The organism is Streptomyces sp. NBC_00448, assembly GCF_036014115.1.
In the GTDB taxonomy this organism is placed as follows: Bacteria; Actinomycetota; Actinomycetes; order Streptomycetales; family Streptomycetaceae; genus Actinacidiphila.
This window is the reverse complement of record NZ_CP107913.1, coordinates 3,425,129-3,452,056: the sequence shown is the minus strand read 5'-3', so window position 1 is coordinate 3,452,056 and position 26,928 is coordinate 3,425,129. Positions and strand designations below refer to the sequence as shown.

17 protein-coding genes and 1 tRNA gene are annotated in these 26,928 nt (G+C 73.9%); 9 read left to right on the top strand and 9 right to left on the bottom strand.

Features of this window, described 5'->3' with window-relative positions; all coding sequences use genetic code 11:
• The first annotated feature begins 371 nt into the window (after window positions 1-371).
• Window positions 372-1,166: an alpha/beta fold hydrolase gene (locus OG370_RS14555; protein ID WP_328464304.1), complete on the top strand. Its 795-nt coding sequence runs from the start codon at window positions 372-374 to the stop codon at window positions 1,164-1,166.
• Between the two features lie 226 nt (window positions 1,167-1,392).
• Here the strand turns inward: OG370_RS14555 and OG370_RS14550 are convergent.
• Window positions 1,393-1,468: transfer RNA gene (locus OG370_RS14550), tRNA-Arg, on the bottom strand.
• A 328-nt stretch (window positions 1,469-1,796) separates the two neighbouring features.
• On the opposite strand from OG370_RS14550, the gene OG370_RS14545 reads away from it, so the two are divergent.
• The 7 genes from OG370_RS14545 (at window position 1,797) to OG370_RS14515 (ending at window position 10,704) form a co-directional block, all read left to right on the top strand.
• A complete protein-coding gene (locus OG370_RS14545) occupies window positions 1,797-3,437 on the top strand; it encodes a dynamin family protein (protein ID WP_328464302.1) in 1,641 nt (546 codons plus the stop codon).
• 4 nt (window positions 3,438-3,441) lie between these two features.
• Window positions 3,442-5,436 (top strand): dynamin family protein, encoded by a 1,995-nt coding sequence (locus OG370_RS14540; protein ID WP_443060670.1) that lies wholly within the window; start codon window positions 3,442-3,444, stop codon window positions 5,434-5,436.
• Window positions 5,437-5,561: 125 nt separating this feature from the next.
• The gene (locus OG370_RS14535) at window positions 5,562-5,996 is read left to right on the top strand and encodes a single-stranded DNA-binding protein (protein ID WP_328464300.1); all 435 of its coding nucleotides are present in this window, start codon (window positions 5,562-5,564) and stop codon (window positions 5,994-5,996) included.
• Window positions 5,997-6,239: 243 nt separating this feature from the next.
• Window positions 6,240-7,667 carry a thioester domain-containing protein gene (locus OG370_RS14530; protein ID WP_328464298.1) on the top strand — a complete coding sequence of 476 codons (1,428 nt, stop codon included), beginning with the start codon at window positions 6,240-6,242 and terminating at the stop codon, window positions 7,665-7,667.
• A gap of 237 nt (window positions 7,668-7,904) precedes the next feature.
• Entirely contained in the window at window positions 7,905-9,569 is a 1,665-nt protein-coding gene (ettA, locus tag OG370_RS14525; protein ID WP_328464296.1) for an energy-dependent translational throttle protein EttA, read from the top strand.
• Window positions 9,569-9,991 (top strand): acyl-CoA thioesterase, encoded by a 423-nt coding sequence (locus tag OG370_RS14520; RefSeq protein WP_328464294.1) that lies wholly within the window; start codon window positions 9,569-9,571, stop codon window positions 9,989-9,991. The genes ettA and OG370_RS14520 overlap by 1 nt, the downstream gene beginning before the upstream one ends.
• The gene (locus tag OG370_RS14515) at window positions 9,988-10,704 is read left to right on the top strand and encodes a hypothetical protein (RefSeq protein ID WP_328464292.1); all 717 of its coding nucleotides are present in this window, start codon (window positions 9,988-9,990) and stop codon (window positions 10,702-10,704) included. The genes OG370_RS14520 and OG370_RS14515 overlap by 4 nt, the downstream gene beginning before the upstream one ends.
• 75 nt (window positions 10,705-10,779) lie before the next feature.
• Here the strand turns inward: OG370_RS14515 and OG370_RS14510 are convergent, their stop codons facing one another.
• From OG370_RS14510 to OG370_RS14495, 4 genes are all read right to left on the bottom strand, one after another.
• The gene (locus OG370_RS14510) at window positions 10,780-11,727 is read right to left on the bottom strand and encodes an ABC transporter ATP-binding protein (RefSeq protein WP_328464290.1); all 948 of its coding nucleotides are present in this window, start codon (window positions 11,725-11,727) and stop codon (window positions 10,780-10,782) included.
• A gap of 242 nt (window positions 11,728-11,969) precedes the next feature.
• Window positions 11,970-14,984 carry an ABC transporter permease gene (locus OG370_RS14505; protein ID WP_328464288.1) on the bottom strand — a complete coding sequence of 1,005 codons (3,015 nt, stop codon included), beginning with the start codon at window positions 14,982-14,984 and terminating at the stop codon, window positions 11,970-11,972.
• Between the two features lies 1 nt (window position 14,985).
• Window positions 14,986-18,402 carry an ABC transporter permease gene (locus OG370_RS14500; protein ID WP_328464286.1) on the bottom strand — a complete coding sequence of 1,139 codons (3,417 nt, stop codon included), beginning with the start codon at window positions 18,400-18,402 and terminating at the stop codon, window positions 14,986-14,988.
• Window positions 18,403-18,574: 172 nt separating this feature from the next.
• Window positions 18,575-18,979, bottom strand: a complete 405-nt coding sequence (locus OG370_RS14495; RefSeq protein WP_328464284.1) for a globin — start codon at window positions 18,977-18,979, stop codon at window positions 18,575-18,577.
• Window positions 18,980-19,062: 83 nt separating this feature from the next.
• On the opposite strand from OG370_RS14495, the gene OG370_RS14490 reads away from it, so the two are divergent.
• Entirely contained in the window at window positions 19,063-20,106 is a 1,044-nt protein-coding gene (locus tag OG370_RS14490; RefSeq protein WP_443060669.1) for a methyltransferase domain-containing protein, read from the top strand.
• Window positions 20,107-20,146: 40 nt separating this feature from the next.
• On the opposite strand, the gene OG370_RS14485 is transcribed toward OG370_RS14490, so the two are convergent.
• The 4 genes from OG370_RS14485 to OG370_RS14470 form a co-directional block, all read right to left on the bottom strand.
• Window positions 20,147-21,328, bottom strand: coding sequence for an FHA domain-containing protein (locus OG370_RS14485; protein ID WP_328464283.1), 1,182 nt, complete (start codon window positions 21,326-21,328; stop codon window positions 20,147-20,149).
• Window positions 21,329-21,397: 69 nt separating this feature from the next.
• Entirely contained in the window at window positions 21,398-22,723 is a 1,326-nt protein-coding gene (locus tag OG370_RS14480) for a VWA domain-containing protein (protein WP_328464281.1), read from the bottom strand.
• Between the two features lie 66 nt (window positions 22,724-22,789).
• Complete coding sequence (locus OG370_RS14475; RefSeq protein ID WP_328464279.1) at window positions 22,790-24,184, bottom strand: PP2C family protein-serine/threonine phosphatase; 1,395 nt, start codon at window positions 24,182-24,184, stop codon at window positions 22,790-22,792.
• A 4-nt stretch (window positions 24,185-24,188) separates the two neighbouring features.
• The gene (locus OG370_RS14470; protein WP_328474089.1) at window positions 24,189-26,858 is read right to left on the bottom strand and encodes a serine/threonine-protein kinase; all 2,670 of its coding nucleotides are present in this window, start codon (window positions 26,856-26,858) and stop codon (window positions 24,189-24,191) included.
• Window positions 26,859-26,928: the final 70 nt, after the last annotated feature.

Genomic DNA, 26,928 nt, shown 5'->3' with positions numbered 1-26,928 from the left:
TCCTGGTGGCTTGAGGAACGAGGGAGCCGCTCGTTCGACTGCCCGTGGGCGCTGCGCGGTCGACCTCACCCGCCGCCGGAGTCGGACGGCGCCGAGCCGCGGGGGAACCGTACCGGTTCCAGGGCGCGGCGGTGCCATCGGATCTACGGGCGATCGGGCGTCAATCGGCCTGTGTACGGGGCGAGTTGTGCGGTGGCCCCTGATCCGAGCGGAGCTGGTGAACGCTCTTTCGCACGGAGCGACTTGGGTCTGCGGGAGAATTCCCCGACGACTCGCCGCAGCCGGGACCGGTCCGGGGCTGTTCCGGTCCGGGATCGGACGGGCGCCGGAGCGGGACCGGACCGCGAACGGACTGGACAGGAGCTGACGCGATGGCCACCGCCGACCTTGACGGAGTCGCCCTCCACTACGAGGTGAGGGGCACGGGACCGCGGCTGCTGTTCCTCAACGGGTCCGGCGGGACGCTCGCCGAGGCGGCGCCCCTGATCACGCCCCTGACCAGCCGCTTCGAGGTGGCCGCCTTCGACCAGCGAGGCATGGGCCGGTCGGCGCCCGCCGCCGGGCCGTACGGCATGGCCGACCTCGGTGCGGAGGCGGCGGCGCTCGCCGACCACCTCGGCTGGCCGGCGTTCCGGCTGCTCGGTTTCAGCTTCGGCGGGATGGTCGCCCAGGAACTTGCCGTCACCCGACCGGGCCGGGTCGAGCGACTGGCGCTGCTGTGCACTTCGTCCGGCGGCCGCGGCGGCTCCTCCTTCCCGCTGCACACGCTGGGCCAACTCTCGCCGGGCGAGCGGGAGACCCGGTACGCGCGCCTCCTCGACACCCGCTTCACCGCCGAATGGCTGGCCGGCCACCCCGGCGACCGCGCTCTGGTCGCCCCGATGCGCGGTCGGCTGACGTCGGACAAGCCGGACCGGATACGGCGCGGCGAGGACTTCCAGTTGCGTGCGCGGGCGGATCACGACGTGTACGACCGGCTCGCGGCGGTCACCTGCCCGACGCTGGTCGCCGCCGGTCGCTACGACGGCATCGCGCCGGTCGCCAACAGCGAGGCCATCGCCCGGGCCGTTCCTGACGCCGAACTGCGGCTTTTCGACGGCGGGCACCTCTTCCCGTTCCAGGACCCCACCGCGCTGCCGGCGATCGTCGACTTCCTCTCCCGGTGACCGTCCGCCGGAGCGGGGGCCTGCCCGCTTCACCGCCGCCGACATCGTGAGCCGGCGGCCGCACAGGCGGCATGATCCGGGAGGTAGCCGGAGCAACCGAGGCAACAGCCGCCTCAGGGGCTGAAACCAGCCATCCGCGGCAACGATTCACAGGAGTCCACACCCCCGCAAAAGCGAAAAAGAAGGATAAGGTGACCGCTGGTAGCCGCCCCTCGGCCCTCCCGTGTGGTGCCCCCGGCAGGACTCGAACCTGCGGCCAAGTGCTTAGAAGGCACCTGCTCTATCCACTGAGCTACGGGGGCCGGACAGTGGCCGCGGCTGTCTCCGCCCCTGGGTGGTTCCGTGACCTCGTACCGGGGTCAAGGATAGGGCGACAGATGCCCGCTGCCGCATGCTTCACCCGCGTGACACGTTGTGGAGGTTCGGTGAAGCGGTCCGATAATCCCAGGTGGCCGCGGAAGCCGCATCGCTTTTGACGGGTCGAAATGCTGCTGTTGTGCACTCGTTATGCCGGTGGCTCATTCCGCCCCCTGGCTCCCGTGCGTCCCATCGGGGTCTCGTAAGACGCGAATAGGGCAAATCGTCTCGAATAGGCTTCGAAATCACGCCAATGTGGGGCATTGTGCCATTGTGGTGATCTTGGACGTACGGCCCGAGCTGCTCGATGCGCTGTCCGCACTGCGTGACGGTGTCGACGCCGCACGCTTCCCCTTCCCACTGCCCGGGGCCGCCCGGGCCCGCCGAGCCCGTCAGGAACTGCTGACCCAGCTCGACGACTACCTCGTCCCCCGGCTCAAGGCACCGGAAGCACCGCTCCTGGCGGTCATCGGCGGCTCCACGGGCGCCGGGAAGTCCACCTTGGTCAACTCGCTGGTCGGCCGCCGCGTCAGCCCCTCAGGAGTGCTGCGGCCCACCACCCGCACCCCGGTGCTGGTCTGCCATCCCGAGGACCGGGCGTGGTTCGCGGACCCGAGGGTGCTGCCGGGGCTGACCCGCATCTGGTCGGTGCGCCAGCGCTCCCGCGCGGACGAGGACGGCCAGGACCGCTCCGACGCCGAGCGCCACGGGTCCGAGCGGGCCGAACTCCGCCTGGAGGCCGACGACTCCCTGCCCCGCGGCCTCGCCCTCCTCGACGCCCCCGACATCGACTCCCTGGTCAGCCACAACCGCGAACTCGCCGCCGAACTCATCTGCGCCGCCGACATCTGGATTCTCGTCACCACCGCCTCCCGCTACGCCGACGCCCTCCCCTGGCACCTGCTGCGCGCCGCCAAGGAGTACGACGTCACCCTCGCCACCGTCCTCGACCGGGTGCCGCACCAGGTCGCAGACGACATCAGCCGCCACTACGCCGCCCTGCTCACCAAGGCCGGACTTGGCGACGTGCCCCGCTTCACCGTCCCCGAACTGCCCGAGTCCGCCGCCGGAGCCGGGCTGCTGCCGCAGACCACCGTCGCCGCGCTGCGCGCCTGGCTGGCGCACTGCGCCGAGGACCCGGCCGCCCGGCAGCACGCCGCCCGCCGCACCGCCGTCGGCACCCTCGACTCGCTGCGCGGCCGACTGCCCGCCCTGGCCGCGGCCTCGGCCGCCCAGCACGCCGCCGCACAGCGGCTGACCCGCGCCGCCGAGGACGCCTACGAACAGGCCGCCGCCCGCGCCGCCGCCGCCGTCGAGGCCGGCAGCCTCTTGGCCGGAGAGGCGCTCGCGTACTGGCAGGGCTATCCGGCCTGCGGCCCCGACGCGCTGCAGCGCGCCCTGGCCGAGGAACTGGCCGCCTTGCTGCGCACCGAGACCGACGCGGCCGACGACCGTGTCGCCGAGGCGTGGCGGCACGAGCCGGCGGGTGCCGCCCTGCTCGACGAACCCACCGCCCGCCCCGACCGCGACCGGGTCGCCGTCGCGGCCCGCATCGACAAGGGCGTACGGCGCTGGAGGCGGGGCCTGACCGACCTCGCCTACGCCGAGGCCCGGGCGTCCCGCTCCGCCGACCGGCCGGCCGCCGACCCGGAGGATGTCGCCACCCTCCTGGCCATGGTGCTGCTCGGCGGCAGGTCCGGCCGGCCCGCGGGCGAACGGCTGGCCGAAACCCTCGGCGCCCAGGCCGCCGTCCGGCTGCGCGACGCCGCCCGTGCCCTGCTCGACGACGCTGTCGCCGGGCTGCTGTCCCGTGAACGCGAACGCCGGCTCGCCCCCGTGGACGGCTACGACGTCACCGCCGGTCAGCAGTCCGCCCTGATCGCCGCTCTGTCCGTACTACAGAAGGAGAGGTGACCCGGTGGCCACCAGCCCCTCCGCCCTGGACGTCCCGAACGCATCCGCCGAGCCGGCGGTGGCCGACCCGCTGACCGTACGGGTCGAGGCGCTCGGCGAGCTGCTCGGCCTGTCCAGGACCCGGATCAGTCCGGATGAGCTGGCCGAGAGCAGCGAACTGCTCGCGCGGGTCGGTGAGCGGCGGCGGCTGTCACTCGACCACACCGTGGTCGCCATGGCCGGGGCGACCGGCAGCGGAAAGTCCACGCTCTTCAACGCGCTGACCGGGCTCGAACTGTCCGCCACGGGTGTGCGCAGGCCCACCACCTCACGACCGGTGGCCTGCGCGTGGCAGCCGGAGCGGGCGGCCGGGCTGCTGGACCGGCTGGGCGTGGCCCCGCAGGACCGCTACGCCCGCTACGGGTTGCGGGACATGTCGGTCCCCGTGCCCGCGGAGACGGGGGCGGAAACGGAGCCGGAGGCACGGCCGCACGTGCGCCCGGAGCGGCAGGAGCACGTGCCGTGCCTGCCCGGTCAGTTCGGCGTGCCGGATGGCGCTTCCCACTGTTCAGTTGGCGACGGCGCCGAGGCCGGCCGGGACCTCGGCGACGTCAAGGAGCAGAGCCTCGACGGGCTGGTGCTGATCGACCTCCCCGACCACGACTCCGCCGCCACCGGCCACCGCGAGCAGGTGGACCGCCTGCTGCGGCTGGTGGACGTCGTCGTCTGGGTGCTGGACCCGGAGAAGTACGCCGACGCGGCACTGCACGAGCGCTATCTGCGGCCGCTGGCGGGGCACGCCGATGTCACCGTGCTGGTGCTGAACCAGGTCGACCGCCTCCCGGGGGACACGGCCGACCTCGTCCTCGACGACCTGCGGCGACTGCTCGACGAGGACGGGCTGGCGGTCGGCGAGCACGGCGAGGCGGGTGCCGTCGTGCTCGCCGCCTCCGCACTCACCGGGCAGGGCGTGCCGGACCTGCGCGCCGTGCTGGCCCAGATCGTCTCCGAACGCGCCGCTGCGGGGCGGCGGCTGGCGGCGGACATGGACCGCATGGCGAGCGGACTCCAGCCGCTCTACGTCGGCGAGGGCGGCGCCGGGCTCACCGATCCGGCGCGCGAGGAGTTCGTCGACCGGCTCGCGGACGCGGTGGGAGCGGCCGGTGCCGGTCAGTCGGCGGAGAAGGAATGGTCGAGTGCCGCGTGGGACGCCTGCGGCACGCCGTGGAGTCGACTGGTCGGAGAACGGGCAGGCTCCGCGGGCTGTTCCCGTTTCGTCCGCAAAATGACCGGTTCACTCGGTCGGCGTACAAAAGGGCCGCGGTGGGCCGAGGTTCGACCGCCCGCACAGCTCGCGAAGGAGCAGGGCGATCTGTCCGGGCTGCGGCCGACGGCCTCCCGGCCGGTGATCGACGAGGCGGTGCGCGGACTTTCCGCCGACGCGGCCCGCGGACTGCCGGTGCCGTGGGCGAGAGCGGTGCGGGACGCGGCGCGGCGCGGCGGGGAAGGACTTCCGGCGGCACTCGACGCCGCGGCGGTCCGGGCCCGGCCGCGTACGCCGGAACGGCCCGGCTGGTGGTCGGTGGCCGCGGCCGTCCAGTGGCTGCTGATGGCTCTCGCGCTGGCCGGAGTGGTCTGCCTGAGCGCGGTCGGATCGGGCTCTCTGGACATGTCGTGGTGGCCGCCGCTCGTCACGGTCGCGGTGGGCGGGGCCGGCGGTCCGCTGGTCTCCGGGACGTGTCGGATCGCCGCGTGGGGACCGGCCAGAAGATACGGACAGGCCGCCGAGCGGCGGATGCGGGACGCGGCGGCGGACTGCGGCCGGGCCCGCGTGCTCGAACCGGTCGCGGCCGAGCTGATGCGCTACCGCGAGGTCCGCGAGCAGTACGCGGTCGTGGCCGGCTCCGCGCCGGCGTCCGCGAGGCTCCTGCCGGCGGGCAGGCCGTCGGATCAGCGGACCGGCGGGGTGCCGGCGCCGACCGGAAACCGCGGGGATCGCTTGTCTCACTCGTCCGAGTGACGAAGTTATCCACATCCGGCAAGTTATCCACAGTTTCCAGATCTTTTTTCCTCGGTCGTCCGATTTCGCGCACGATGGTCTTGTCGCGTTCCGCAGGGGAGCGCGGCGGACGAAAGGAACGCGCGATGAACGAGACCTTGGTGACTGTCGTGGGAAATGTGGCGACCGAGCCCGAGAGCCAGGTGACGGCCACCGGCCTGATCGTCACCCGATTTCGGCTGGCCACCACCACGCGCCGCTGGGACGCCGAGCGCGGAGCGTGGACCGACGGCGCGACGAGCTTCTACACCGTGCGCGCGTGGCGGAACCTCGGGAGCAACGTGAAGGAGTCCGTCTGTCTCGGTGAACCACTGCTCGTGCAGGGCAGGTTGCGGATCAGGCAGGACGAGAAGGACGGCCGGCGCTATCTCGCGGCGGAACTGGAGGCGGTGGCGATCGGACACGATCTGGCCCGCGGCGTGGCCCGGTTCAGCCGTTCCGGCGGGGGTGGCGGGGTGAGCGCAGTCGCACGGGCGGAAGCGCGGGCGCCGGAACCGGAGTTGACGGCGGCCGGGCCCTGAGTGGCTGCCGCGTGAATGTGCCCTGGCATTTCTGGCGTGAATTGCGTCAATGATTTATCGACAATGACGGAAACATGTCCGTGGGCGCGTAACGATTGAGATTCGAATGCCGCTCAGGCTGCTCTCGGCTGTGGTCATGCCATCTGCGGTTCCTAGGATTTCGGCGTTCGTATGCACGGGGGCTCGGCACAGGCGGGGCCAACCCTCATCACGACCAGGCGCCCCGCCCGGAGGGGAAAACTCATGTCCAAGACCTACAGGCGGGGCGCAGCCCGTCTCGCGGCGGCCGGCGTCACTGCCGGCCTGCTCGCGGTCGGCGCCTTCGCCGGAGCGACCACGGCCGGCGCCGACAGCGGCACCGGCTCGGCCGGCGACACCGCGTCGTCCGGTGGCGCGACCGGCACACTCGGCGATCTCGTGCCGGGTATGTACGGTGGCGCGACCGTCACCAGCAAGGACGGCAAGCCCGCGGCGGAGCAAGCCGGGCTGTTCAAGCTGAGCCTCAGCGACGGCACGACCGTCTACACCTACTGCATCGACCTCTACAACGGCGCCGACACCAGCGGCAAAGCCGCTTACCACGAGGTCCCCTGGAGCGCGACGTCCCTGACCCAGCAGGGCCGGGACAAGGACGTGGCCGGGAAGATCACCTGGATACTCCAGCACTCCTTCCCGCAGGTCAACGACCTCGACGCGCTGGCCAAGACGGCGGGATCGGGGTCGCTGACCAAGGAGACCGCCGCGGCCGGCACCCAGGTGGCGATCTGGCGGCTCTCCGACGACCCGAAGGCGGCCGCGGACGATCCGGCGGCGGAGAAGCTGGCGGACTACCTCGACCAGTCCGCGCAGGCCGTAGCGGAGCCGTCGCCGTCGCTGGAGCTCACTCCGTCCTCGGTGTCCGGCAAGTCCGGCGGGCGGATCGGCCCGGTGACCGCGCACACCAGCGCGAGCAACGCCCAGGCGGTGCTGGCCTCCGACGCGCCCGCCGGTGTGAAGCTGGTGGACGGTGACGGCAAGCCGGTCACGTCGGTCTCGGACGGCAGCCAGCTCTACTTCGACGTGCCCGCGGGCACCAAGGCGGGCGGCACGTCGGTGACGGTGTCGGCGACCACGAGCGTGCCGGTCGGCCGCGCCTTCGCGGGCACCAACTCGAAGGACGGCGGGTCGAGCCAGACCATGATCCTGGCGGGCACCAGCCAGACCGAGATCAAGGCCACGGCAGCGGCCACGTGGGCGGACCAGGGCCCGATACCGGCGCTGACCGCGCAGGTGAACTGTGCCAAGTCCGGTGTGGACGTCAGCGCCACCAACAAGGGCGACGAAGCCTTCACCTTCACCCTGGAGGGGAAGACCTACACCATCGCCCCCGGCAAGTCGCAGACGATCACGGTCCCCGTCGCCGAGGACCAGGGCTACAAGATCGACATCGCGCTGCCCGACAAGTCGGTGAAGACCTTCAAGGGCGTGCTGGACTGCAAGGCGGCCACGCCGCCCCCGACCCTGCCGGCCAACCAGCCGAGCCCGGCGTCCGGGACCGGCAACCTCGCCGAGACCGGTAGCAGCAACTCCACCCCGCTGATCGCGGGCATAGCGGTCGCCCTCGTGGTGGTCGGTGGGGGAGCGGTCTTCTTCTTCCGCCGCAGCGCCAAGAAGAACTCCGCCACCTCGTAGGACCGTAGCCGAGGAACGGCAGCCGGACGGGCGGTCCCACCCGTCCGTCCGGCTCCGGGCCACGGTTCCGGCCGCTGCCGTCGTGCGGGGCCGGGACCGCGGCCTCGGCCGGCGCAGGGGCTGAGGGGCTGACCTACCCGTTCGCCCCGGTGGGTGGACGTACGGCAAGATGGGGCGTATCTGCCCTCACGCGGCGGAGCCGCACATTGGCCCTTCTCGATTGCCGGACGGTTTCTCTTGGCTGAGTACATCTACACGATGCGCAAGACGCGTAAGGCGCACGGCGACAAGGTCATCCTCGATGATGTGACGCTGAGCTTCCTGCCGGGCGCGAAGATCGGTGTGGTCGGCCCGAACGGTGCCGGTAAGTCCACCGTGCTGAAGATCATGGCGGGGCTGGAGCAGCCGTCGAACGGGGACGCGTTCCTGTCGCCGGGCTACAGCGTGGGGATGCTGCTCCAGGAGCCGCCGCTGGACGAGTCGAAGACGGTCCTGGAGAACGTGCAGGACGGCGTCGCGGAGACCAAGGCGAAGCTCGACCGGTTCAACGAGATCGCCGAGCAGATGGCGACGGACTACTCCGACGCACTGCTGGACGAGATGGGCAAGCTCCAGGAGCAGCTCGACCACTCCAACGCGTGGGACCTCGACGCACAGCTCGAGCAGGCGATGGACGCGCTGGGCTGCCCGCCCGGTGACTGGCAGGTGACGAATCTCTCCGGTGGCGAGAAGCGCCGGGTGGCGCTGTGCAAGCTGCTGCTGGAAGCGCCCGACCTGCTGCTGCTGGACGAGCCGACCAACCACCTGGACGCGGAGTCCGTGCAGTGGCTGGAGCAGCACCTGGCGAAGTACCCGGGCACCGTGGTGGCCGTGACCCACGACCGGTACTTCCTGGACAACGTCGCGCAGTGGATTCTGGAGCTGGACCGCGGCCGCGCGCTGCCGTACGAGGGCAACTACTCGACGTACCTGGAGAACAAGGCTTCCCGGCTGAAGGTCGAGGGGCAGAAGGACGCCAAGCGGCAGAAGCGCCTGAAGGAGGAGTTGGAGTGGGTCCGCTCCAACGCCAAGGGGCGGCAGGCCAAGTCGAAGGCCCGCCTGGCCAGGTACGAGGAGATGGCCGCCGAGGCGGACAAGATGCGGAAGCTGGACTTCGAGGAGATCCAGATCCCGCCGGGCCCGCGGCTCGGGTCGGTGGTGGTCGAGGTGGACCACCTGCACAAGGCGTTCGGCGACAAGGTGCTGATCGACGACCTGTCGTTCACCCTGCCGCGCAACGGCATCGTGGGTGTCATCGGGCCGAACGGCGCGGGCAAGACCACGCTGTTCAAGATGATCCAGGGCCTGGAGCAGGCGGACACCGGCAGCATCAGGGTCGGCGAGACGGTGAAGATCTCGTATGTCGACCAGGGCCGGTCGAACATCGACCCGAAGAAGACGCTGTGGGAGGTCGTCTCGGACGGCCTGGACTACATCAACGTCGGGCAGGTCGAGATGCCGTCGCGGGCGTATGTGTCGGCGTTCGGCTTCAAGGGCCCGGACCAGCAGAAGCCGGCCGGGGTGCTCTCCGGCGGTGAGCGCAACCGGCTGAACCTCGCGCTGACCCTCAAGCAGGGCGGGAATCTGCTGCTGCTGGACGAGCCGACCAACGACCTCGACGTGGAGACGCTGTCGTCGCTGGAGAACGCGCTGCTGGAGTTCCCGGGTGCGGCGGTGGTCGTCTCCCACGACCGGTGGTTCCTGGACCGGGTGGCGACGCACATCCTGGCGTACGAGGGCGACTCGAAGTGGTTCTGGTTCGAGGGCAACTTCGAGTCGTACGAGAAGAACAAGGTCGAGCGACTGGGGCCGGACGCGGCGCGCCCGCACCGGGCCACGTACAAGAAGCTGACGCGCGGCTGATGGCGCGGCACGTCTTCCGCTGCCCGATGCGCTGGGGCGACATGGACGCGTACGGCCATGTCAACAACGTGCTGTTCCTGCGGTATCTGGAGGAAGCGCGGATCGACCTCATGTTCCGGCTGGCGGATCGGGAGGGCGGCGGGACGTTCGCGGGCGGTTCGGTGGTGGCCAGGCACGAGATCGACTACCTGCGGCCGCTGGTGCACCGGTACGAACCGGTGGCGATCGAGACGTGGGTGGAGAGCATCAACGCCGCGTCGATGACGGTCAGGTACGAGGTGAAGGACGAGGACGCGGTGTACGCGCGGGCGGCGACGGTCGTGGTGCCGTATCTGCTGGCCGAGCAGCGGCCGCGGCGGATCACCGAGGAGGAGCGGGCGTTCCTGGAGCGATTCCGCGACGAAGGGGCCGTGGTCGGGTGAGCGTGCGGCTCGGCTTCGCCGAGGGACCGGGCGGGGCGGCGGTGGTGGAGGCCGACCTCGCCGCGTTCCTCGGGCGGCTGGTGAGGTGGGACAAGGCCGCGGTGGTGCGGCTGCGTTCGGCGGAGGGGGAGGCGGCGCTCGGCGTGTTCGGGCAGCCGCCCTTCGGCGGGGTGCTGGCGGTCAAGAGCCTGGCGCTCGGCGGCGACGGGATAGCGGCGGTGGTGGACGCGACCGTGTCGGCCGGGCAGTTGCTGGAGGCGGTCGGGGAAGCGGTGGGCGGCGGGCTGTTCACGGTGCCGCCGTCCGTCACCGGCCCGGCCTGGGCCGGACTGCTGCCGCCGCGCGAGGGATGGCGTCGGGTCGCGGAGATGCAGGCGACGGTCGTGCGGGAGGTGGCGGCGCGGGCGGTCGCGGAGTTCCGGGACCGTACCGAGGCGCTGGTGCCCGAGCGGCGTGGCCGGGCGGAGCTGGACGCGCTCGCGGAGGAGCTGTGGAGCAGGCCGCTGCCCGGCGGCGGGGCCGGGGTGACGCTGCGGGTGGTGCACGCCGCGCACGCGCTCGGGTTCCTGCCGGCGCGGCGGTCCGGCGAGGCCGCGGACGAGGCGGTCGCGGTGCTCGCGGCGGGCCCGTGGGTGCGGCTGCGCACCGGGTACGGGTCGGTGGCGATGCGCGGGGCGTCGGGGGCGTCCGGACTGACGGTGTCGCCGTTCTGACCGGGGGCCGACGCCGCTGACGGTGTCGCCGGTACCGGCCCCCGAGCCCGCGCCCGGGTCCCGGTTCCCGCGCGGCTACTCCTCCGGGCGGTCCGGCCACACCCCGATGTGGTCCGGCTCCAGTTCCAGCAGCACCCGGGAGCGGATGTCCAGCGCGTCGGTGTAGTCGCGCGGGATCTGGAGCCGTCCGGCGCGGTCGACGGTGGCGTATTCCCGGGCCACCACCGACTCCTGGCCGTGCTCGTCGACTTCGGTACGGCGGACCACCTCGGAGGCGGTGCGGCCGTCGCGGATGGCGACGGTGCGCCGGACGGCGTTGGACACCGCGTGGTCGTGGGTGACCACGACGACGGTGGTGCCCAACTCCTCGTTGGCGGTGCGGAAGGACGCGAAGACCTGCTCGCCGGTGGCCGAGTCCAGCTCGCCGGTCGGCTCGTCGGCGAGGATCACCGAAGGGTTGTTGGCGAGGGCGACCGCGATCGCGGCGCGCTGCTGCTCACCGCCGGACATCTGGCCCGGCTGCCGGTCCCGGCAGTAGCCGACGCCGAGCATGTCGAGGAGTTCGGCGGCGCGGGCGGACCGGCGGCGCTTGGTGCGCAGGCCGGTGCGGCCGGCCAGTTGCATGGGCAGCACGACGTTCTGGGCCGCGGTCAGGTACGGCAGCAGGTTGCGGGCGGTCTGCTGCCAGACGAAGCCGACCATGTGGCGGCGGTAGCTCAGCCGGGCGGCGGCATCCATGGCGAGCAGGTCGTAGCCGCCGACGGAGGCCGCGCCCGCGGTGGGGACGTCGAGGCCGGCGAGGATGTTGAGCAGCGTGGACTTGCCGCTGCCGGACGCGCCCACCAGCGCCATCAGTTCGCCCTTGCCGACCAGCAGGTCCAGGCCCTGGAGGGCCTGCACCTCGACACCGTCCGCGGTGAAGATCCGGACCAGGCGGTCGCAGCTGATCAGCGCGTCATGTCCGTACGCGGGGCCGTCCCGGCGGGCGGCCGCCTGCTGCTCCAGGTCGGCGAGGCTGCGCACCGCCGAGCGCCCATCGGCCGCGTCAGCCGAGCCGGATGAGCTGGATGAGCCCGCCGTCCCTGCCGAGCCAGTCGTATCCGCCGCGCCCACCGGGGCGGTTGAGCCCGCAGCGCCCGCCGCCTCGCCCGCGCCTCCGGACCCGGCCGGACCCGTCCCTGACGCCGACGCCGACGCCGTCCCTGACGCTGACGATCCCGCGTCCCCGGAATCCCTGTGCGTCCCGTTCCCCCGCGCTTCCCCGCTCATACCCGGTCCCCCGCTCTCAGTTCCGTGCTTTCCCGCCGCCGCCCGGCCAGCCACGCCTGCGCCAGCAGCACCGCACAGGCCAGTATCAGCAGCCCTGCCGACGGCAGGGCAAGGGCCCAGGGGTTCGCGCGCAGCCCCAGCCCGAAGTCGACCGCCGTGATGTCGCGCGGTTCCGTACCGAAGGTGAGCGCGCGCAGGTCGATGCCCGGACCGAGCAGCGGGATCACCGCCAGGCCCACCAGCACCCCGCCGACCGCGCCGAGCAGCACTTGCGGCAGCATCTCCAGCAGCACCAGCCGCCGCGCCTGGCTCCGGGTCATGCCCATCGTGCGCAGCCGTGCCAGCAGGGTGGTGCGGCCCGGTGCCGCCTGAAGCAGCGCCAGCAGCAGCGCCAGCGCGCTGTAGCCCGCCCCCGCCGCGACCGCCGCCAGGTACAGCCGGCGGGCGCCGTGCTGGAGCGGGGTGTCCGCGAGCGAGGCCCGCTCCTCGCTGCGCAGCAGCACCGACACCGACGAGACATCGGACGCGGCCACCTTGCGCAGCGCTTTCGCGTCGATGTGCCGGCCGGGTGCCGCCATCGCCAGCAGGGTCGTCGGCGCCGTCTGCTGCGGGTACTGCTCGGCCTCCGGGTGCATGGCCTCGAGCGCGGCCGCCGAGACGATCACGAAGTCGCCGCCGGGTGCGGCCGGGGTGGTCGGCAGGACGGCAGCGGTACGGATGGAGACGGAGCCGAGATCGGTGGCGACCGACACCGTTTTCCGGCCGATCTGCCCGGCCAGCCCGGGCGACAGCACGGCAGGCAGCACCTGCTCGCCCGCCTGGCCCCCGTGCCCGGACAGCGCGTGCGCCGGGAAGGAGGGCAGCCCGACCGAGCTGGTCAGCCTGTCGTACGCAGCGGGGTCCACCAGGACCACCGCGTACGACCCGTTGAACGTCGCATCGGCGGAGTGCTGCTCGACCCGCGCCGTGGTGGTCATACCGACGCCGGGCACCTTCCGTACGCGGCCCGGGAGTTGGGGCGACAACGTGGCGGTGACCGCGTCGATCCGGGCGTCCGCGCCGACCGTCGCCGTGGCCGCCCGGTCCCTGCCGTGGTTGATCCCGGCCAGCACGGAGCCGCCGAAGGACGTCACGGTCAGCGCCACCAGCACCGCCAGCAGCGGCAGTTGACCGGTGGCGGGGGAGCGGCCCGCGCGGGCCAGGCCGAGGTGGGTGACCGCGCCGGTCAGCCGCGCCGCGGGACGGGCCAGCAGCCGCAGCGGCACCGGGTACAGCCGCAGCAGGACGAGCGCGGCGCCGATCGCCACCAGCACGGGCGCGGCGGCGAGGAACGGATCGTTGCCGGGACCGCTGCCCCCGCCGGTGGCGGTGCCGCCCGAACTCCCTCCGCCCCGCTGCCGAAGCGCCACGACCGCGCCCACCACCAGCACCACCACGGTCAGTTCGACCACGAGACGGCGCCGCGACGGCCGGGCAGAGACCACGTCCTCCCGCCCGCCCGGCCCCGGCCGGCGTACCGCGAAGGCGGCCCGCAACGGCAGCGCGAGCACCACGACCGCGGTGACCAGCGCGGCAAGCAGCACCGGCAGCAGCCAGCGGCCGGTCGGCAGCAGCAGGAGCGCGAGCAGCGTGCCGGCCACCCCGCCGGGCACGGCCGCGGCCGCGGTCTCCGCGGCGAGCCGGCCGGTGACGCCGCGCAGCGAGCCGCCGCGGGCGCGCAGCAGCGCGATCTCGACCCGCCGCCGCTCGGCGGCGAGCCCCCCGGCCATCAGCAGCACGGCGAGCGCGGTGGTGCCCACGCCGACCGCGGCGATCAGCATCAACGGGGTGGTGGCGTCGCGTTCCCGGAGGAAGCCGGTGAGCACGGTGCCGAGCGCGTCGCTGACGCTCACCTGCGCGCCGCTCGCGTCCTGCAGCTTGACCGCCAGCGGGCCGCCGCTCAGCGACGACAGCATGTTCTGGAGCGCCGGGACACCGTGCGCGGTCAGCCGGCCGATGTCCAGCGGTTCGTACCAGTAGACGTTGACGCCCGCGCCGAGTTCCGGCAGCGAGTCGGCGGCGTCGCGGTGGGTGAGCAGCGTGAAGTGCCAGTACGCCTTGGGTTCTTCGCCGCGCTCGCCGGGCTGGGAGCCGAGGACCGGCCCGAGCAGGTCGGGGTCCTCGTTCCAGTACGACGAGGTGGGGTCGAGCGGGGCCACGATTCCGGTGATGTGCACGGTCAGCGGTTTCGAGTTCGTCCCGCTCGGGTGGACGGACTGGCCGACCTTCAGATGGAGTTTCCGGGCGGTCAGCACCGTCACGGCGGCGTCGACGGGCGGCGGCCGCTGTCCTTCGGAGACCGCGGGCGGCGGTTGCGGCATCCGGCCGGCCACCAGCCGGGTGTGCGCGCCGAGATCGGCCTGCGCGACGAGGTCGGCGGTCGGGGGGTGCGAGGACGGACGCGGCAGGCCGGGGTCGGGGACCTCGGACGCCTGGCCGGTGCGCGCCCCGTACACCGCGGAGTGCGGGGCGAGCGGGGTGGTGCGCGACAGCAGCGAGTGGACGGCGCTCTGGACGGCGTCGAGGGTGGCCACGTCGAGCGGGTTGGTCCCGTAGAGCCCCTGCTGCGGGTTGTAGCTCTCGCTCAGGGCGATCCCACGGTCCCGGTACTGGCCGGCCCGCACCGCGTGCTGCAGCGCCCGGTCCTCGTAGCGGTCCACGGAACGCGGCAGGCCCGCCGCGAGGAACGCGGTGACCAGGACGAGCCCGAAGGTCGCGAGGGCCGCGCGGCGGGAGGCGCGCAGCCGCGCCCGCACCCAGGCGAGCTGCACGTCGTCGCCGCCGGGCACGCCCGAGCCGTCCGCCGCGCCCGAGCCGCCACCTGATGCCCCGCCCCTGCCCCCGTCCCCGTCCACGCCCCCGCCGTCTCCCGCTTCCGCTCCCGCTTCCGCTCCCGCTTCCGCTTCCGCTCCCGCTTCCGCGCCGCCCTCCGGCTCCCACGCCCCGCTGTCGTCCCGCTCTCGCGCCGCCATCTCAGTCCTCCCCCTGCCGCCGCAGTGCCGTCGCCGGATCGCCACGCCGTGCCGCCGTCGCCAGGACCACCAGCACCGGCACCACCACGACCTCCGCGAGGAGTTCGAGCAGCCGGCCGGCCGGCAGCCGTACGACCAGCGACGGCGTCGGAGTCGTGGCCTGCGGGGTCAGCACGATCAGCGGCGTCACCAGCCGGGTCAGCAGCGCACCGAGCGCGGCGCCGACGATCAGCGACACCAGCACCAGCAACCCCTGCTCGGCCGCGATCAGCCGGGCCAGTTGGCGCCGGGGCGCACCCAGGGCCCGCAGGATCGCGAACTCCGCGGTGCGCTCGCGGACCGCGCCCGCCGAGGAGACCGCGAAGCCGAGCGCGGCCAGTACCACCGCGGCCACCACGGCGGCCGGCAGCGCCGACTGCGGGCCCGCGCCCAGCGGGTCGGCGCGCAGGTCGGCGGCCGTCTCGTCGGCGACCAGGACGGTGTCGACGTCGGCGCGGGCGCGCAGCGCGGCGGCGACCTTCGCGGTCCGGCCCGGCCGCGCGGCCAGCCACCACTCGGTGGGTTCCATGGCCCGCGCGTCGTGGTACTGCAGGTACTGGTTGACCGCCCGCAGGTCGACCACCATGCCGCCGACGTCCTGGTTGCGGCCCGTACCCGATCCGGCGTCCGTCCCCGAGCCCGACCCGGCGCCCGAATCCGCGCCCGATCCGCCGGACCCGTTCCCGGCCTCCGCGCCCTGGCCGTCGCCGAGCCCGGGGATCGCCTTGACCGAGCCCACGATGCGCACCGGCACCGAAATTCCGCCGAGTTGGACGCTGACGCTCTTGCCGACCTTCGCCTGCTGCGACGTGAGGAAGGCGTCGGTGGCGACAGCCGCAGGAGTCGGCGGTGCGGGCGTGTCCGCCCCGGCCTGCACGGTCGCGGTCGGTATCGGGCTGTAGCTGTCCTGGGGCGCCGGCGCGGTGCCGGTGTCGTAGTCCAGCGTCATCGTCGTGCCCCCGCCGACCCGCGGCACTCCGGCGCTCGGCACGTCGGCGCCCGGCAGTTGCTCGAACGAGGGGCCGTCGTTGGACGCCGTCGCCGACCACTGCTGGACGGGTACCGTCAGCGGGCGGACGGTGCCCGTGCCGTCCGCGACCCGCGTGGCCGACATCGTCAGCGTGTAGGTCCGCTCCTTGACCGGGATGTCGAAGGCGATGGCCAGGCCGGTGACCCGCAGCGGACCGGCGGGCGCGCCGCCGGCCGAACCGGACAGCGCGGCGATGTCGAGGACCAGCGGGTGCGGTCTGCCGTCGGACGGCAGGTCGCCGACGGCGGCGGTGTACGGCACGCCCTCGGCGTCCAGGACGGTGACGCTGACGTGCTGGACGGTGTCCGCGGTCGCGGGACCGCCGCCCGGTCCGGGCCGCAGCACGGCGTCGAACGTCACCTTGCGGGCGTCGGCGGGCAGCGGGAAGCCGCCGCCGGCGCGGACGCCCTTGCGCAGCGGCGCCAGCACCGCGGCGGCCGACCGTCCGCCGGTGAGGTCGGAGCGGAACAGCATCGTCTTCCCGGCCCGCGCGGAGTCGATGGCCAGCACGGTCGCCGTACGGTCCTGGTCGAGGTAGAGGCCGGTGTCCGCGGCGGGCGCGGCGGCGGCGAGGCCGGGCTGATGCGCGAAGATCCCCGGCTGCCCGAACGGCGGGGTGGTCATGCCGGTCACCCGCAGGTCGGCGCCGACCGCGTACCGGGCCTGGTCGCGCTGCGAACGGTCCCAGCTCGCGCTCTGCCCGATCGAGAAGACGCCCATCGCGATCGCGAGCACCAGCAGCAGCGCCGCTCCCGCGCCGCGCCGCGGCCGCCGGGCGAGTTGCCAGCCGGCGAGCGCCAGCGGCAGGGTCCGGCCGCGTGCGGCCCGCCGCTCGCCGAGCTTCGCGACCAGCGGCAGCAGCCGCAGCACCAGCACGGTGCCGGCCAGCAGGCACAGCGCGGGCGCGGCGACCAGGATCGGGTCCACCCCGAGCCCGCCGCCCGCGTTGGCGCTCAGCGCGCCGCTGCCCGAGGCACGCCGCTCCAACTGCCAGTAGGCGATCGCGGCGACCACCAGCAGCCCCACGTCGGCGCCCGCCTGCAGCGCGCCGGGCAGGGAGCGGCGCCGGGCGCGCTCGGCCCGCTCGGCGGCGTAGGAGCCGCCGGTGCGCAGCGCGGGCACGATCACCGCGCCGGCGCAGGCCAGCGCGGCGGCCACGGCGACCAGCCAGGCCAGGCCGGTGTCGCCGGAGCCGAGACTGACGCCGGTACGGGCCATGGCGCCGGTGCCGGCCAGCTCCCGTGTGACCGGCCCGGCCAGCAGCGGGGCGACCAGGGCCGCGGGCACCGCGAGCAGCAGCGCCTCCCACCCGGCCAGCCGGGCGACCCGGGCCCGCGATCCGCCGCGGGCGCGCAGCAGCGCGGTCTCCCCGGCCCGTTCCTCGGCGAGCAGCCCCGCCACCAGCAGCAGCGCGAAACCGGCCAGGATCACCAGTTGCAGCGCGCCGATCAGCAGCGTGGAGCGGGTCACCAGCATGCTGCGGCGCAGTGCGTCGAGCAGGTCGGGCAGGTTGCTGGTGCCCTCGGTGACGGCGGTGGTCCGGTCGTCGTGCAGCGCGTCGAGGGTCTGCTGGACGCCCTTCTCCAGCGTGTTCATGTCGTGTGCGGTGGACTGCCGGAAGTCGCCGGTGGCCTGCCAGGCCATCGCGGCGGCCTTGACCCGGCCGGAGTCGAAGCTGCCGGGGTCGGCGAGCATCGGCCCGTACGTGGTGAACGCGACCGTGTGCGCGCCGCGGCCGTCCAGCGGGTCGAGGTGCCAGTACGGGGAGGACGGGTCGCGCGGCTGGAAGATCCCGCTGATCTGGACCTTCAGCGGGGCGCCGCCGAGCCGGTCGGCGAGGGTGAGGACGTCGCCGGGCTCGGTGCCGAGGATCAGCGCGGCCACCTGCGGCACCGCGACCTGCACCCGGGCCGCGCCCCGCCCGGCCGCGGTCGGCCAACTCCCCTTCACCAGCTGGACTTCGGCGCGGTCGAAGGTGGCCAGCAGCGTCAGGTCGGGCTCGCCGTTCGCCGACTGGGCCGAGGAGCGCGGCCGCTTCGGCAGCCCGTAGGGGCCGGAGCGGGTGCTGCCGTGGACGCTGGTGGGCAGCCCGGCGAAGGAGCCGCGCAGGTGCTTGCGCACCGCCGCGTCGAGCGCCTTGGGGTCCGTCCCGTTCAGCTGGGTCTGCACCTCGACCGTCGACTGCGCGGCCGCCTGGTGCTGGAGGGTGCGCCGCAGGGCCGCGTCGCCGATCGCGCCGGTGAAGGCGGTGAACGTCGCGAGCACGCAGGTGGTCAGCAACACCGTGAGCAGGGCGGCGGCGAGAAGTAGTCGGTGTGCGCGGACACGCAGCAGCACGAATCCGGTCACATGTTCCCCCCGTCATGTACTGACGGGATGCTCTCAAACCGCGCAGCGGCGCAGAACCCGGACCGCGGATGTCGCAATCCGATCGTGATGGTCCGCCCAGCGGACGCCCGGCCGGCGAGCCGTGCGGGAAGAAGCGGTCCGCTGCGGTGCGTGGCCCGGCGGCCACGCGGGGTCAGCCCGGGGTGTTCACCATCGACGCGGCGGCGTAGACCAGGTAGTCCCACAGCTGGCGTTCCTGCTCGGCGGGCAGCGCCAACTCGTCGACGGCCACGCGCATATGGCGCAGCCACGCGTCGTGGGCGGCGCGGTCCACCGCGAAGGGGACGTGCCGCATCCGCAGCCGGGGGTGGCCGCGCTCGTCGCTGTAGGTGCGCGGGCCGCCCCAGTACTGCATCAGGAAGAGGGTCAGGCGCTCCTCGGCCGGGCCGAGGTCCTCCTCGGGGTACATCGCGCGCAGCTCGGGGTCGTCGGCGACGCCCTGGTAGAAGCGGTGTACGAGGCGGCGGAAGGTCTCCTCGCCGCCGACGAGTTCGTAGAACGTCTGCTGCTGCAACTCGCCGCGCCGGATCTCATTCACCCTTCCATCGTCGCAGATGCGGCGAGCGGGCCGCCGTGGTGTCCCGGTTCGTCTCCCCGCCGCTCCGGGCGCACGATGGAAGCATGGGCGCGACAGGGCCCGACGGGCGACGCGAGGGGCGATTCGAGCGGCGGTACGCCGTCGCCGCGGGGTCCCTGCGGGCCCGGATGGTCCGCCGGATCGAGTCCGGCGGCGGCCTCACCGACCCCGCCTGGCGGGCGGCCTTCGCGGAGGTCCCGCGCCACCTCTTCGTCCTGGACGACCAGGACACCGGGTACGGCGGGGAACCGGGGCCAGGCGGGGAGTACGACGAGGAGTACGGCGGAGGATACGAGGAGTACGGCGAGGGGTCCGCGTACGGCGAGGGGCCGGTTTACGGCCGCGGTCCGGTGGCCGCGTCGCACCGCCGCGCGATGAGCCGTCTCACGGGTGCCTACGCGGACCGGCCGATCGCCACCCGCGTCGTCGGCGGTGAGCTGGTCTCCTCCAGCAGCCAGCCGTCGCTCATGGCGCTGATGTGCGAGGCGCTGGACGTGCGCGGCGGGGAACGGGTGCTGGAGATCGGCGCGGGCACCGGCTACAACGCGGCGCTGCTGGCCCACCGGCTCGGCCCGGACACGGTCACCACCATCGACCTGGAACCGGAGATCACCGCCGCGGCCCGCGCCCACCTGGAGGCGTACGGCACCGAGGCCGCCCGCTCGGTCGTCGTGGTCACCGGCGACGGCGCCCTCGGGCACCCGCCCCGCGCCCCTTACGACCGGGTCATCGCGACCTGCGAGCTTCCCTTCGTGCCCCCGGCCTGGCTGGAGCAGTGCACGCCCGGCGGCCTCCTGCTGCTGCCGCTGGCCACCGGCCTGGTCGCCCTCACCGTGCACGGCCCGCGCCACGCGGAGGGCCGGTTCCTCTCGACGCCCGCCTACTTCGTGCCTCTGCGCGGCGGATCAGGCGCCCCCGACGGCGCCGCCGAACACGGCCTCGCCGCCGAGGTGTTCGGCCAGAGTGCCTTCGGCGGCATCACCCGCCCCGACCGCACCCGCTACGGCCTCACCGTCGACGGCCCCCGCCAATGGCTCTGGCGCGACAGCCCCGAGGGCCCCCTGACCTGGCCCCTCACCACCACCTGACACCGGCCGCGCCGGCACCCGGAAGCGCCCGCCGCACCGCTCAGGCGCGGTGCAGCGTGATGGTCGTCCACGCCCCGACGTGCACACGGTCCCCCTCGGCGAGCGGCACCGGCAGATACGGCCGGATCGGGTCCTCCGCCAGGTTCACCGTGGTCCCGTTGGTGGAGTCCTGGTCGACCACCGACCAGGAGCCGTCGGGCTGCTGGACCAGCACCGCGTGATGGTGCGAGACCCCGGGGTCCTCCGGCGAACGCGACAGGTCGATGTCGGGCGCCTCACCCGTACTGTGCCGGCGGCGGCCGATCGTGACCTGGTGCCCGGTGAGCGGCAGTTGCACCTCGGGGGAGTAGGCGGGGAAGTACAGCTGCTCGGCGTCCGGCCCGCTGCGCGCCATCATCGCGGTGAAGTACGCCCGGTCGGCGGTGATCACGGCCACCCAGGCCGTACCGGTGCCGGTCGCGACGGACAGCGGCGGCTGCTGCCCGACGGCGGTGGTGGCCGGACCACTTGAACCACCCGAACCGCCCTGCTCGCCCGGCCCGTTCGGCCCGCCCTGCGGACCGATCACCGGGCTGCTGACCGGCCCGCTGACGGGTCCACCGAGGGTTCCACCGGCAGGCCCGCCGAGGGTTCCGCCGACGGGTCCGCTCACCGGCCCGCTGACGGGTCCGCTCACCGGCCCGCTGACGGGTCCGCTGACGGGTCCGCTGACCGGCCCGCTGGCGGGTCCGCCCGACGTCGTCCCGCCGGAACCGGGCACCGACCGCACCGACCCGGACGGCGGGTCGAGCAGGAAGTCCCCCGAACCGGAGGTCACGGTGACCGAGTCGTCCGGCAGCGCCTCCGCCGGCCGGTTGATCTGCGACGGCCGCGACCGCTGCGATTCGTACCGCTGGTACGGCGGGACGCCCGGCGCGGTCGGCTGCGGTGGCACCACGGTCGCCGTGTGGGTGCGGAAGTTGTAGCGGCACTGCTCGCAGAACAGCGCCGAGCCCTCCCGCGGCGTCCCGCAGTTCGGACAGCACTCCTCGCCACCCCCTGCCGGCTCGCCCGTGAATCCGGGCGGCGACGGCGACGAGGGCGGCGGCGAGACCGGCGAGGCCGAGGACGACGACGCGGAGGACGCCGGCCGCGACCCCGCGGCCGGTGCCGGCATCAGCAGGCCGCAGACCTCGCACCAGTCGGTGGCGCTGGTCTGGTGGCCGTTGGCACAGATCGGCATGGCGTCGGCTCCCCCTCCGCCCGGTCGGGCGGCTCCCAAGGTTGTGCGCGAGCACGTAGTACCCGACGGTTACTTTTTCACGCGTACGGTCTTTGTGGACCGCGTCTCCAAGGTCATCTCGTCGGCGTCGGCGACCTTGGGCTTCAACCGCACAGTACCGTTCACCGCGTCCACCACGTCGACCACCTTGGCCAGCAGCTTGGCAGTGTCCTCGTTGCCCGAGGCGCTGGCGAGCTGCACCGCGCGGCCCAGCTTGGCGGTCGCGGAGTCCAGATCCCCGGACTTGCGGGCCTCCAGGCCCTGCTGGATGGCCTGCGCCAACTCGGCCTGCCCGGTGTAGTGCGCCACCTGCGGGCTGATCCGGGTCGAGGCCGCCATGTCGTCGGTCCACAGCGCCCGGACCAGCCCCTGCGCCAGCACCTGCGTGGTGCCGTCGGGCTCCGGCAGCACCAGCGACACCCGGGCCGCGAGCATCTCCTGGCCGACGACGGCCGGCGGCACCTTCACGCAGACGTGGTAGTCGCGTGACTCGTCGCCCCATGACCCGGTCGGGTAGTCGCCCATCCGCGGCCCGGTCCGCGCACGCCGCTCGGTAAGGTCCTCCACGGTCGGCGCGACCTGCTTGACGAAGGCGATCTCGGCGTTCTGCGGGGTCCACAGCCGCAGGCCGACGTCCGCGACCTCCTTGCCCATCGCGTTCTCCATCATCGCCTGGAAGTCGCCGGCCAGACCGGCCGGGTCGGCGACGATGTCCACCGTGCCGAGCAGCGCCGAGGCGATCCCGGTGACCTCCTTGACCTCCCAGTCCGTGCCCACCCCGCGCGCGTCGCAGGTGAAGCGGCCGGAGCAGGCGTCCAGGGCGCTGTGCAGGTCCTCCGGCTTCTCGTGCTCGTTGCGGCCGTCGGTGAGCAGGATGCCGTGCCGTATCGCCACATCGGAGCCGGCCAGCAGCCGGTCGGCGAGCCGCAGCCAGGTGCCGATCGCGGTGCCGCCGCCCGCGGTGAGCTTGCGCAGCGCCTGCTTGGCCTGCGCGCGGGTGCTCGGATCGGCCACCGCCAGGCCGCCGTTGGCCGGGTAGACCTCGCGGGCCTGGTGGGTGCCGGCCACCACCGCGAACGACACCCCGTCGCGCAACGTGTCGATGGCGACCGCGGTCGCGTCCCGCGCGTTGCGCATCTTCGTCGGCGGATACTCCATCGAGCCGGAGCAGTCGACCATGATGACCACGCCGGCCGCCGCCGCGTCGCCCGGCAGCGGGCGGCCGCCCGAGGTGCCGCCGCCGGTCGAGGTCACCGTGACGATCGCGTTGACCTCGCGGCCGCCCTCGGGCAGGTACTCGTTCTGGTACACGTCCACCGAGAACTGCGGCACGTTCGACTTCGAAAGACTTGGCATCGCTTCCTGTGCTCCTTCACGCCATTGCTCGTCCGCCCCCCGCCGTGCGCGTCGCGCCGGCGAGAGCTAGGCGGAGGGGAATCCTGCCCGTGCGACGCTTGCCGGGAACGGCAGCACCGCGACCGTTACGTTGTCGTGGCCGCCGCCGTCGAGGGCCAGGCCGAGCAGCGAACGCGCGCTCGCCAGCGGCCGGGTACGGGCGTCGGCCGGCAGCGCCTCGGCCATCTCCGCGGCCGATTCGGCGTAGTTCCACAGTCCGTCGGTGCACACCACGATCACGCCCGGGCCCTCCGGCTGGAAGGCCGCCACGTGCGGATCGACCTCCACCGCGTCCGCGCCCAGCCAGCCGGTGATCGCGTGCGCCCGCTCGTCGGCGTACGCCTCGGCCTCCGACATCAGCCCGGCCGAGACCATCCGCGCCGCCCACGAGTCGTCCTCGGTGAGGCGTGCGGCGGGCGTGCGGCGGTCGTCCGGAACCCAGTACGCGCGGCTGTCGCCGATCCAGCCGACGGTGAAGACCGGGCCGGTGATGACCGCGCTGACGCAGGTGCACGCCGGGGCGTTGTGGTGCGCGGTGATCGGCTCCGGCGACTCCTCCTCGGCCAGCGCGCCCACCGCGTCGAACGCGGCCATCAGCGCGTCGCGCATCGCGTCGTCGGGGGAGGTGCCGCGTTCCAGGGCGGCGAGCAGCGACTCGCTGCCGGCGGCGGAGGCCGCGGCGGACGCGTCGTCGGGACGGTAGGCGGTGGACACGCCGTCGCACACCACGGCCACGACGGCGGCGCTGCCGTCGGGCAGGGCGGCGGTGCCGAGCATGAACGCGTCCTCGTTGCGGTGGTGCCGCAGGCCGCGGTCGCTCACCGCGGCCACGCCCTCCAACTCCTTCTCCTGGTGGTCGCGTTGGCGGGGCTGCGCGTGCCCGCAGTGCTCGCAGTAGCCGTCGTCGTCCACCCCGCCGAGGCCGCAGGCCACGCACACCGTGCCGGTCGTGGCCGAACGGCCGGTCGAGCCGGTCCCGTTCCTGCTCCCGGTTGCGTTCGCGTTCCCGGTCCCGGTCGCGGCCGGGCCGCCGCCCGCCGTCGGTTCGCCTTCGTCGTCGCCGTTCTCGCCCCCGTCGGAGAGCCGGGCGGTGAAGCCGAGCGGGAGGGTGTCCTCGGAGGAGCCGCTGCGTGGGGGAGCGAGCAGGAAGGCACCGGTGGCGTCGGCGGCGGCGCCGTTCACGGCGGGCGCGGCGGCGTCGAGACCCGGCGCGTCCGGCGCGGGAGCACCCGGCGCCGGAACACCCTGCGCCGACGCGTTCGGCTCCGACGCATCCGGCTCGGGCTCGGGCGGCGGCGCGCTCAGGTCGCGGCCGCAGCCCCCGCAGAACCGGTCGTCGGGGGCCTGGGGTTCGGAGCAGCCCGGGCAGATCGTCGGGCGGGCCGTGGGCGCCGAGGGCGCCGACTCGGGCAGTGGTGGCATCGGTTTACACCCAGGTCCTGGGGCGGAAGCGGTTGGCCCGCTCCACCAGTTCGATCCTCGTACCGCCCTGGCGGGCCAGCCGGGCGAGCACCCGGTAGGACCGCTCAAGGCCGAACCGCAGTCCGCGCTCGTCCAGTTCGGCACCGAGCACCGGCCCGGTCGGCGCGGTGCCCGCGCCGGTCCGGCCGGCCAGCACCCAGTCCAGCGCGCTGCCGTACACCTCCGTGGCGAGCTGCTCGCGACGGTCGTGGTCCAGGCCCTGCCGCTGGAGGTCCTCGACCTGGCGGGCCGCCGCGTGCAGGTCGGGCAGCAGTGGCTCCTGCGGGGCCCGGTCGCGCAGCCGGGCGCGTATCGCGGCGACCCGGGCGGCGGTGTAGTGGATGGAGGACTCGGGCACCGACTCCAGCGCGCGCACCGCGCCGACCCGGTCACCGGACTTCAGCAGCACCCGGGCCAGCCCGAAGGCCGCGCTGACGTAGCTGTGGTCGGTGGTCCACACCAGGCGGTAGTACTCGGCGGCGTTGTCGAGCTGCCCGAGCACCTCCGCGCAGATGCCCAGGGCCAGCTTCGGCGCGGGCTCGCCGGGGAACGCGTCGTAGACCGCGTCGAAGCTGAGCGCCGCCGTCGCGTGGTCGGCGGTGCACAGGCCGACCAGCCCGCGGTGCCAGACCACCCGCCAGTCGGCGCTGTCGTCGCCGGAGCCGTCGAGGCCGCTCAGCACCTCCTGGGCGCCGGCGGTGTCGTCCAGCTCCAGCAGGGCCCGCAGCTCGCGCAGCCGCTTCTCCACGGAGTCGAGCGGCGCCGACCGCAGCGCGGTCACCATCTCGCCGGGGGCGGCGGCCGCGATGCCGGCCAGGAAGCCCGCGTTGGGGTCGGTGGAGTCCACATGCGGTACGGGCAGCGCGAGTACGGCCGCGGCCGCGTCGAGCCGGGAGACGATCGGTCGGCCCGGGCCCCAACCGCCGCCCGCCGGAGCCCCGGTGGGTGCCTGCGGTGCGACGGGCAGACCGGGCGGCGGCGTGGCGCCACCCGTCGCGGGCCCGAACACCCCGGCCGGCGCGGCCTGCGCGACCTGCCCGGGAAGCGCCGCGGGGGGCGCGCCCGGCAGCCCCGGCGCACCCGCGGGAGCGGCCGGCAGCGCCGGGGCGCCCTTGTCCTTTCTGGACCGCCGGTGTCCGTCGGGCGGGCGCACCGCGCCGAGCCGCGAGGTGTCGCCGGTCACCGGCCGCACCAACTGGGTGTCCACCACGCGCAGTTCGGGACCGAACAGGGTGGACAGGGCCGGCCGCGGCGAGCCCGACTCCAGGGCGACGACCTCCCGCAGCACGCCGAGCAGCTGGTCGGACATCTCCTCGGCCGAGGCGAACCGCTTGTGCGGGTCCGGGTCGGTGGCGCGCACCAGCAGCCGGTAGAAGGACTCGTAGCGCCGGAAGACCTCGATCTTGTCCGGGTCGGGCAGGCTGTCCACGAAGATGTTGGTGTAGCCCTGGAAGTCGAAGGTCAGCACCGCCAGGGTGCGGGCGACGGTGTAGAGGTCGGAGGCGACCGACGGGCCGACCTCCGCCACCTCCGGTGCCTGGTAGCCGACCGTGCCGTATATCGCCGACTCGGTGTCGTCCATCCGGCGCACCGCGCCCATGTCGATCAGTTCGAGCCGGTCCTCGGTCTGGATCGCGTTGTCCACCTTGAAGTCGCAGTACAGCAGGTTGCGGCTGTGCAGGTGGCCGAGCGCGTCCAGCGCCTCGATGGCGAACGCGATGGCCTGCGCGACCGGCAGCGGCTCGCGCTTGCCGTCGGGGGCGCGGCGCTCGTTGGCGATCTCCTTGAGCGACTTGCCGCCGACGTACGCCATCACGATGTAGCCGTCGAGGGTGCCGGTGCGCTGGTCGAGGTGCTCGACGAAGTTGTAGATCCGCACGATGTTGGGGTGCTCGATCTCGGCGAGGAAGCGCCGCTCGGAGAGCGCGGCGGCCAGCGCGTCCTCGTCGCCGGTGTCCAGCAGGCCCTTGAGCACCACCCAGCGGTCGGAGACCGCCCGGTCCACCGCGAGGTAGATCCAGCCGAGTCCGCCGTGCGCCAGGCAGCCCATCACGTGGTACTGCCCGTGCACCAGGTCGCCCGGGCGCAGCTTGGGCGTGAAGGAGTACGGGTGCCCGCACTTGGTGCAGTAGCCCTCGGTGCGGCCGGGCCGCCCCTCGCGGCTGCGGCCGACCGGCGCGCCGCAGTCGCCCTTGCTGCAGTAGCGCTTGCGCTCGGGCACCTCGGGGTTCTCCAGCACCGCGGCGGCCGGGTCGGGCTTCGGCACCGTCGGCACGCTGACCAGGCCGGCGCCCAGCTTGCCGCGGGTGGGGCCGCTGCCGGTGCCGCGGGTGGTGCGCACCGACACCGAGCGGCCGGTGGAGCTGCCGGCCAGCGACTGGGAGAGCCGGCCCGACACCGAACGGCGGGACGCCTGGGAGGTGGAGGAGCGGGACGAGCGGGAGGAGCGCGCGGAGGAGCTGCCGGCCGAGGACTGCCCGGAGTCCGTGCCGGAGCGCGCGCCGGGGACGGCCGCGCCGCCGGAGCCCGCGCCGAACCCGCCCACGGCGCCCGCGCCCGGCACCGGTCCCGCGGGTGCGGCCACCACCACGGGCGCCAGACCGCAGGTGCCGCAGTACAGGTCCCCGCCGCCCATGTCCTCCAAGGTCCCGTCGCAGCCGGGTCGCTGGCACTCGCTCACGGTCTCCCCCTCAGCCTTTCCCTGT

Bases quoted from the DNA above. Each gene is read 5' to 3' on its own strand.
- OG370_RS14505 (WP_328464288.1), bottom strand. From the start codon at position 14,984: ATGGCGGCGCGAGAGCGGGACGACAGCGGGGCGTGGGAGCCGGAGGGC.
- OG370_RS14535 (WP_328464300.1), top strand. From the start codon at position 5,562: ATGAACGAGACCTTGGTGACTGTCGTGGGAAATGTGGCGACCGAGCCC.
- OG370_RS14485 (WP_328464283.1), bottom strand. From the start codon at position 21,328: ATGCCGATCTGTGCCAACGGCCACCAGACCAGCGCCACCGACTGGTGC.
- OG370_RS14475 (WP_328464279.1), bottom strand. From the start codon at position 24,184: ATGCCACCACTGCCCGAGTCGGCGCCCTCGGCGCCCACGGCCCGCCCG.
- OG370_RS14480 (WP_328464281.1), bottom strand. From the start codon at position 22,723: ATGCCAAGTCTTTCGAAGTCGAACGTGCCGCAGTTCTCGGTGGACGTG.
- OG370_RS14530 (WP_328464298.1), top strand. From the start codon at position 6,240: ATGTCCAAGACCTACAGGCGGGGCGCAGCCCGTCTCGCGGCGGCCGGC.
- OG370_RS14555 (WP_328464304.1), top strand. From the start codon at position 372: ATGGCCACCGCCGACCTTGACGGAGTCGCCCTCCACTACGAGGTGAGG.
- OG370_RS14520 (WP_328464294.1), top strand. From the start codon at position 9,569: ATGGCGCGGCACGTCTTCCGCTGCCCGATGCGCTGGGGCGACATGGAC.
- OG370_RS14490 (WP_443060669.1), top strand. From the start codon at position 19,063: ATGGGCGCGACAGGGCCCGACGGGCGACGCGAGGGGCGATTCGAGCGG.
- OG370_RS14470 (WP_328474089.1), bottom strand. From the start codon at position 26,858: ATGGGCGGCGGGGACCTGTACTGCGGCACCTGCGGTCTGGCGCCCGTG.